Below are 6,413 nucleotides of genomic sequence, written 5' to 3'. Positions count from 1 at the left end.
GATCGCTTCATGGTGACCGACATCGGCGTCGAGATCCGGAAGCCGCTGATCTTTGGCGGCTGCGGCATCCGTTGGCTGGTGGACCTGTTCCTGATCTGGCGCCGGGTCAAAGACGTCAACCGCCTCAAGGCCCCCAAGATTGTCGGTGACGTCAGGATGACCACCCCCGCAGCGCCCCCGCCCCCGCCTCCGCCACCCTTTCCGTCACCAGCGGCGCCGGCCGCCTCGATCCTTCTCCGGGGGGCGGGATCCGGCGATCCCTATCAGAGGATGAACGTCCATGGGTGAGCCCGGCCCGGAGAATCTCCTCGGCGGTGGGCCGAGCCGCGAAGGCGAGGCGCCCCTGTCCCTCGCGCGCAGGGCGGGTCTGAGGGCGCTTGGCGCGGCGGCCCTCGCCGGATCTCTGGCGGCGTTCCGGGCGGACGGGACCCGGCGGCCCGGCGCCGACGGCTGCAGTCCGGTTCCCGGCGACAGCCCCCTCGGCGCCGCCCAGGGCGACCTCGAGGCGGCGATGCGCCCCCTGCTCCTGGATCCGGCGACGGGGCGCCTGACCCCGGACTCCGCCGAAGCCCTCCCCGCCTGGATCTTCAGCCCGGCCACGAAGATCGTCGGGCTCGGCGAGGCCACGCATGGCACAAAGGAAATCAACGAGGTGCGCGCAGCGATCGTTCTGGAGATCGCCGCGCGGACGGAAGGGCCCCTCGTCTTCCTGATCGAAGACGAATTTGTCCGCGCCGCCGCCCTCGACGCCTACCTCGAAAACGGAATCGGAGACGCGGCGGGCGGCCTGAAGGCCCTGCGCAACATCTGGTGGAAGAACCGCGAGCTGGCCACACTGATGGAGCGGCTTCGCGCCCTGCGCCTGACCAGGCCCGACCTGCGCATCGTCTTCCGCGGCGTGGACATGCAGGACATCGACCGAATTCTGGCCCGGCTGGCCGAGGTCGCGCAGGCGCTGGGAGCGGGGCCGGCCGTCCTCGCCGAGCTCTCCGCAGTCGTGGCGGACACCGAGGTCTATGCGTCCGCCGCCGCCGAGATGTTGAAGGTGTACGCCCGGCGGCCCGCTTTCGATTACGCACCCATCGTCGCAGCCCGCCGCCGGGCCCTCGCCGGCCTCGCGCGCCTGCGCGCCGGGTTCGCCGCCGCCCCGGGCCCCGGCCTGTCTGCGCGCGAGCGGGCCCTGCACATCCACACGGTGCGGGTGGCGGAACAGAGCCTCTGGAAGATGGATCCGCTCGCCACCGCCAACTTCGTCTTCGGGGATGACCCCCGGGTGAAGGCCTGGCTGGACGGCATCGCCGCCCCGATCGCCGCAGCGGATCTCGCGCCAGGCCCCTGGGACGCCCGCGACGGGGCCATGGCGGAAAACGCAGAGGCGCTGGTGGCGCTGGAGGGCACGGGCGCACGGGGCGTTTTCTGGGCCCACAACGGGCACGTGTCGCACGAGCCGCGGCCTGAGGAAAAGCCGGCCGGCGCCTTCCTCCGAAGCCGGCTGGGCAAGGGTTACAGGGCGGTCGGAACCGAGTTCTACGCCGGAAGCTTCCTGTCTGCGCCCGGCGACAGGATCAGGACCTTCAACCTCCGAGCCTCCCCGTCCTCCTATTTCGCCAACGCGGCCGCGCGTCTCTGCCGACAGGCGGGGATGCTGGACCTGACGGACCTGAGCGGAGACCTTTCCCGGGCCCTCGCCCGGCCCTTCGATCTGCACAGCATCGGGGGCGACTACGACCCCTCGCGCCGCCCCTCCCGCGGCGTCCTGGGCGAGCACTTTGACGGGCTGGTCTTCCTCCGGAACACCTCCGCCGCCGAACTCCTTCCCTGGCGCCCTCCGAAGGCGGCGGGCGGGGCCTGACCGGCGCTCACCCCAGCCCCCGCAGATACCTCAAACTCGCCTCCACGCTCGGCCAGTAGGGGGCCGGCGGAAAGTCGTGTTCGACGAAGCGGTGTTCCACGCCGACGTCCGCGCCGGCGGCCAGGAGGGCGGGGAAGTCGAGGGTTCCGGCGCCCACATCGTCCATGCCCCCGTCGGCCTTGTAGTCCTTCAGATGCAGGAGGCGCACGCGGCCGGCCATCTTCCGGATCATGGCCAGGGGGTCCTCACCGCCGCGCTTCAGCCAGAAGACGTCCAGCTCGAAGCTGACGAGGGCCGGGTCGGTCCCGGCGACCAGGCGGTCGAAGGGGCGGGTCCCGTCGGCGTCCGGAGCGAACTCGAAGTCGTGGTGGTGGTAGGCGACGCGGAAGCCCTCGGCGGTCGCCCGGCGGGCGAAGGCGTTCAGGCCGGCGATCACCGCCTCCCAGTCGCGCTGGTCGGGCATGACGAAGGGCGGGACGATCCAGCGGCAGCCGAGGTGGCGGGCCATGGCCAGGACGGCGTCGGGCTGCTGGGCCATGTCGTCCAGGCCGGCGTGCACCGAGGGGCAGTCGAGGCCGATGTCGCGCAGGTGGGCGCCCAGGTCGGCGAAGTCCATGGACAGGGGGGCGGCGAACTCCACCGCGTCATAGCCGATCTCGCGGATTCGGCTGAGTGTCCCCTTGGGATCGGCGGCGAAGGGTTTGCGCAGGGTGTAGAGCTGGAGGCCGTAGGCGGTCATCAGAGGGCTCCGTCGCGAAGAAGGTCGGCCGCATGGTTCGCCGTCCGGGCGGACAGGGCCATGTAGGTCAGGGAGGGGTTCATCGAGGCGCTGGAGGCCATGACCGCCCCGTCGGAGAGGAAGAGGTTGGGAACCTCGTGCGCCTGGCCCCAGCCGTTCACCACTGAGGTCGCCGGGTCGCGGCCCATGCGCGCCGTACCCATCTCGTGGATGCGGTCGCCGGGCGGGGTGATGTCCTCGGCCGCCGCCTCCCAGGGGGTGATGTCGACGCAGCCGGCCGCCTTGAGCATCTCCCAGGCGTCGCGGGCGGCCTCGCGCATCATCAGGCGCTCGTTGCGGCCATGGGCGGCGTCGATGATCGGGACGGGCACGCCCCAGGAGTCCCTGCGGGTCGCAGAGAGGGTGACGCGGTTGTCGGGGTTGGGCAGGACCTCGCCGAAGGGCAGGAGAGACATGGACCAGGGCATGCCCCCAGGGACCTCGGCCCGACGGCTCCGCACGGCTCCGCCCTGCATGCCGAAGCCGCGCAGGTAGGGCTTGTCCGCCTCGGTCACGTGGGCGTAGCGCGGGATGTAGACGCCCGTCGGGCGCTCGCCAGGATCGTGCTGGTCTGCGAAGCCCGGCCAGCGGCCGACGACAGGCTTGCAGCTGACATGATCCATCAGGTTGCGCCCCACCTGGTCGCTGCCGTTGGCCAGGCCTCGCGGGAAGGCCTCCGACGTCGAGTTCAGGAGGAGGGCCGCAGTGTTGATGCTGGAGGCGTTGAGGAAGACCATCCGCGCCGAGTAGGTGCGGCCCTCGCGGGTGTTGCGGTCGACCACCCGCACGCCGGTGACGCGGCCCCGGGCGGCGTCATGCTCCACCGAGGCGACCACGGCGTCGGTCACGACGGTCAGGTTGCCGGTGGCCAGGGCCGCCGGAAGGGTGGCCGCCTGGGTGGAGAAGTAGGCGCCGAGGGGGCAACCGTGGGCGCAGGCGAGCTTGCCCTCGCAGCGCTTGCGGCCGAGATCCTGGTGGGTCTTGGTCGTCCGGCTGAGGTTGGCGACCCGGCCCATGATCATGCGACGGGTGGGGAAGGCGGCCTCGATCTTGGCCTTGGCCGCCTCCTCGACGACATTCATCGGCCAGGGCGGCAGGAAGTCGCCGTCGGGCAGCTGGCACAGGCCGTCATAGTCACCGCTGATGCCGGCGAAGGCCTCCACGTGGTCATACCAGGGGGCGAGGTCGTCATACCGGATCGGCCAGTCGACCCCGTGGCCGTCCTTCAGGTTGGACTCGAAGTCCTGCGGCGCCCACCGGTAGGACTGCCGGCCCCAGGTCAGGGAGCGCCCGCCCAGCTGGTAGCCCCGGATCCACCGGTAGGGCTTACCGGGCGCGGTCTCATAGGGATGGTCGTAGTCGCTGGCCCAGAAGGCCTTGTTGGATTCGAACAGGGCGTAGGACACCCCCACATAGTAGGGGTAGTGCTTCTCCCGCTCCTCCAGGGGGATCTGGTCCTCGCTGCGCCGGAGGCTGGCGGCGAGGTCATTGCTGTAGTCCTCGCCATGGCGGACCTCCGGCCCGCGCTCGAGCATCAGGACCTTCAGCCCCCGCTCGCACAGCTCCTTGGCGACCCAGCCGCCGCTGATTCCCGACCCGACGACGATGGCGTCAAACATTCTGAACTCCCCGGGCGGCGCCCGCGTTGAAGAGGGCGATGGCCTCGCGCAGGGCGGCGACAGGCTCCCCGCGCGGCACGAATTCGTGGCCGACCCACTGGCCATAGCCCTTGCGGGCGAGGAGGCCGGCGATGGCCCGCCAGTTGATCTCCTGTCGGTCATCGAGGTCGTGACGGCCGGGGGCGCCGGCGGTGTGGACATGGCCGATCAGGTCGAGATTGTCGCTGATGGTGCGGCTGAGGTCCCCCTCCATCAGCTGCATGTGATAGCCGTCATAGAGGAGGCGCAGGCCCGGGTCGTCCAGCTGGCGGACCACGGCGGCCCCGAAGGCGGTGCGGTCGCACTGCTGGCCGGGATGGTCGACCTTGCTGTTCAGGAGCTCGAGGAGCAGGCGCACGCCGGCGCCCTTCGCGTGCTCCACCACGGGCCCGAGGCCCTCGACGCAGGCGGCGATGGCCGGGCCGTCGGCGCCGTCGCCGATCCGCGAGCCGGAAAAGACGATCACCGCCTCGCAGCCCCCGGCCGCAGCGTCATCGATCCGGCGGCGCACCTCGTCGCGCAGGGCGGCGTGGCGGGCGGGGTCGTTGAAGCCGGTCTCCAGGGCGTGGCCGCTGAGGGTGACAATGGACAGGCCGAGGTCCTGAGCCACAGGCCACAGGTCGTCGGGCAGCATCTCCACCCCCTGGGCGCCGGCCTGGGCGGCCCCGGCGAGCAGGGCCCCGGGGTCGGTGGCGGGGTCCATGGCGAAGGACCACCAGGCAAAGCTCTGCCGGATCATGCGGCCTCCTCGGAAAGGGAAATCCAGGCTCCGTCCGCGGCGGCGCTGCGGACGGCGGCGGTGATGAAGGCCACGCCCTCGACGCCCTCGCGCACCCCGGGCAGGCCGGAAAGGCGGGCAGGGGGCGCCTGGCCCGCCCGGTGGGCGAGGATGAGGTCGGCGGCGTCGGTGTAGATCTGGGCGAAGCCCTCGAGATAGCCCTCGGGGTGGCCGGCGGGCAGGCGGGTGGCGCCCTCGGCGGCGGGGGACAGGCCCGGTCCGCCCCGGCGCAGGACCTGGGGGGCCTCGCCCAGCCGGGCGAAGCGCAGATAGTCCGGGTCCTCCTGTGACCAGTCCAGCGAAGCGTCGGCGCCGATGACCCGCAGGCGTAGGCCGTTCGAGGCGCCGATGGCCACCTGGCTGGCCCAGAGCTGGCCGCGCGCACCGCCGGCCCAGCGCAGGCGCACCTGGACGTCGTCGTCCAGCCGCCGTCCGAGGACGAAGCGGGAGGTCTCGGCGCTGACCGCCGAGGGCGTCTCGCCGGTCACGAAGGCCGCCAGGTGGAAGGCGTGGGTGGCGATGTCGCCGAGGGCGCCGCCGGGGCCCGCCCGGGCCGGATCGCCGCGCCAGTCGGCCTGGCGGTTGCCGGGCAGGTCGCGGGCCAGCCAGTCCTGGGCGTATTCAGCCTGGACCACCCGGATCGGCCCCAGGACGCCCCGCGCCACCAGGTCCCGGGCGTGCCGGACCATGGGATAGCCGCTGTAGTTGTGGGTCAGGACAAAGGGCAGTCCGGTGCGGGCGACGAGGTCCGAGAGGGCCCTGGCCTCCTGCATGCCGGTGGTCAGGGGTTTGTCGCAGACGACCGCGATCCCCGCCTCCAGGAAGGCCCGGGCGGGGGCGAAGTGGGCGGCGTTGGGGGTGACGATGGCGACGGCGTCGATCCCGTCCGGCCGGGCCGGCTCGGCCCGGGCCATCTCCGCGAAGTCGCCATAGCTGCGGTCCGGGTCTAGCCCCAGGCCCAGGCCGAAGGCGCGCGAGCGTTCCGGATCCGACGAGAAGGCGCCGGCGACCAGGGTCCAGCGGTCATCCAGCCGGGCGGCCATGCGGTGGACGGCGCCGATGAAGGCGCCCTCCCCGCCGCCGACCATGCCGAGCCGGAGGCGGCGCTCAGCGGTCAAGGCCGAGCATCCGGCGGTTGGCGGCGGCGTCTGCGCCGGTGGCGACGAAGTCGTCGAAGCTCTTGCCGGTCACGTTGATGATGTGGTCGCGGATGAAGGGCGCCCCCTCCCGGGCCCCATCCTCGGGCGCCTTGAGGGCGCACTCCCACTCCAACACCGCCCAGCCCTGGTATCCGTACTGGGCGAACTTGGAGAAGATGGCGCGGAAATCGACCTGTCCGTCGCCCAG

6 protein-coding genes and 1 pseudogene are annotated in these 6,413 nt (G+C 72.1%); 2 read left to right on the top strand and 5 right to left on the bottom strand.

Annotated elements, in window-relative coordinates:
• Both IM632_RS11585 and IM632_RS11580 read left to right on the top strand, forming a co-directional pair.
• Nucleotides 1-288, top strand: a pseudogene (locus IM632_RS11585) (hypothetical protein); the annotation flags it as partial.
• Nucleotides 281-1,852 carry an erythromycin esterase family protein gene (locus IM632_RS11580; protein WP_296552361.1) on the top strand — a complete coding sequence of 524 codons (1,572 nt, stop codon included), beginning with the start codon at nucleotides 281-283 and terminating at the stop codon, nucleotides 1,850-1,852. The pseudogene IM632_RS11585 and the gene IM632_RS11580, both read left to right, overlap by 8 nt.
• A 7-nt stretch (nucleotides 1,853-1,859) precedes the next feature.
• On the opposite strand, the gene IM632_RS11575 is transcribed toward IM632_RS11580, so the two are convergent.
• The 5 genes from IM632_RS11575 to IM632_RS11555 all read right to left on the bottom strand — a co-directional run.
• Nucleotides 1,860-2,591, bottom strand: coding sequence for a sugar phosphate isomerase/epimerase (locus IM632_RS11575; RefSeq protein ID WP_296523014.1), 732 nt, complete (start codon nucleotides 2,589-2,591; stop codon nucleotides 1,860-1,862).
• Entirely contained in the window at nucleotides 2,591-4,249 is a 1,659-nt protein-coding gene (locus IM632_RS11570; protein WP_296498537.1) for a GMC family oxidoreductase, read from the bottom strand. Before IM632_RS11570 ends, IM632_RS11575 begins: the two co-directional genes overlap by 1 nt.
• Complete coding sequence (locus IM632_RS11565) at nucleotides 4,242-5,027, bottom strand: TIM barrel protein (RefSeq protein ID WP_296498536.1); 786 nt, start codon at nucleotides 5,025-5,027, stop codon at nucleotides 4,242-4,244. Before IM632_RS11565 ends, IM632_RS11570 begins: the two co-directional genes overlap by 8 nt.
• Nucleotides 5,024-6,184, bottom strand: a complete 1,161-nt coding sequence (locus IM632_RS11560; RefSeq protein ID WP_296534489.1) for a Gfo/Idh/MocA family oxidoreductase — start codon at nucleotides 6,182-6,184, stop codon at nucleotides 5,024-5,026. Before IM632_RS11560 ends, IM632_RS11565 begins: the two co-directional genes overlap by 4 nt.
• Nucleotides 6,174-6,413 (bottom strand): TIM barrel protein (locus IM632_RS11555; RefSeq protein WP_296552359.1); only part of this gene is annotated, 240 nt, incomplete at its 5' end. The genes IM632_RS11555 and IM632_RS11560, both read right to left, overlap by 11 nt.

This window comes from Phenylobacterium sp., assembly GCF_020402505.1.
Classification (GTDB): domain Bacteria; phylum Pseudomonadota; class Alphaproteobacteria; order Caulobacterales; family Caulobacteraceae; genus Phenylobacterium.
This window is presented reverse-complemented; position numbering and strand designations above follow the sequence as displayed.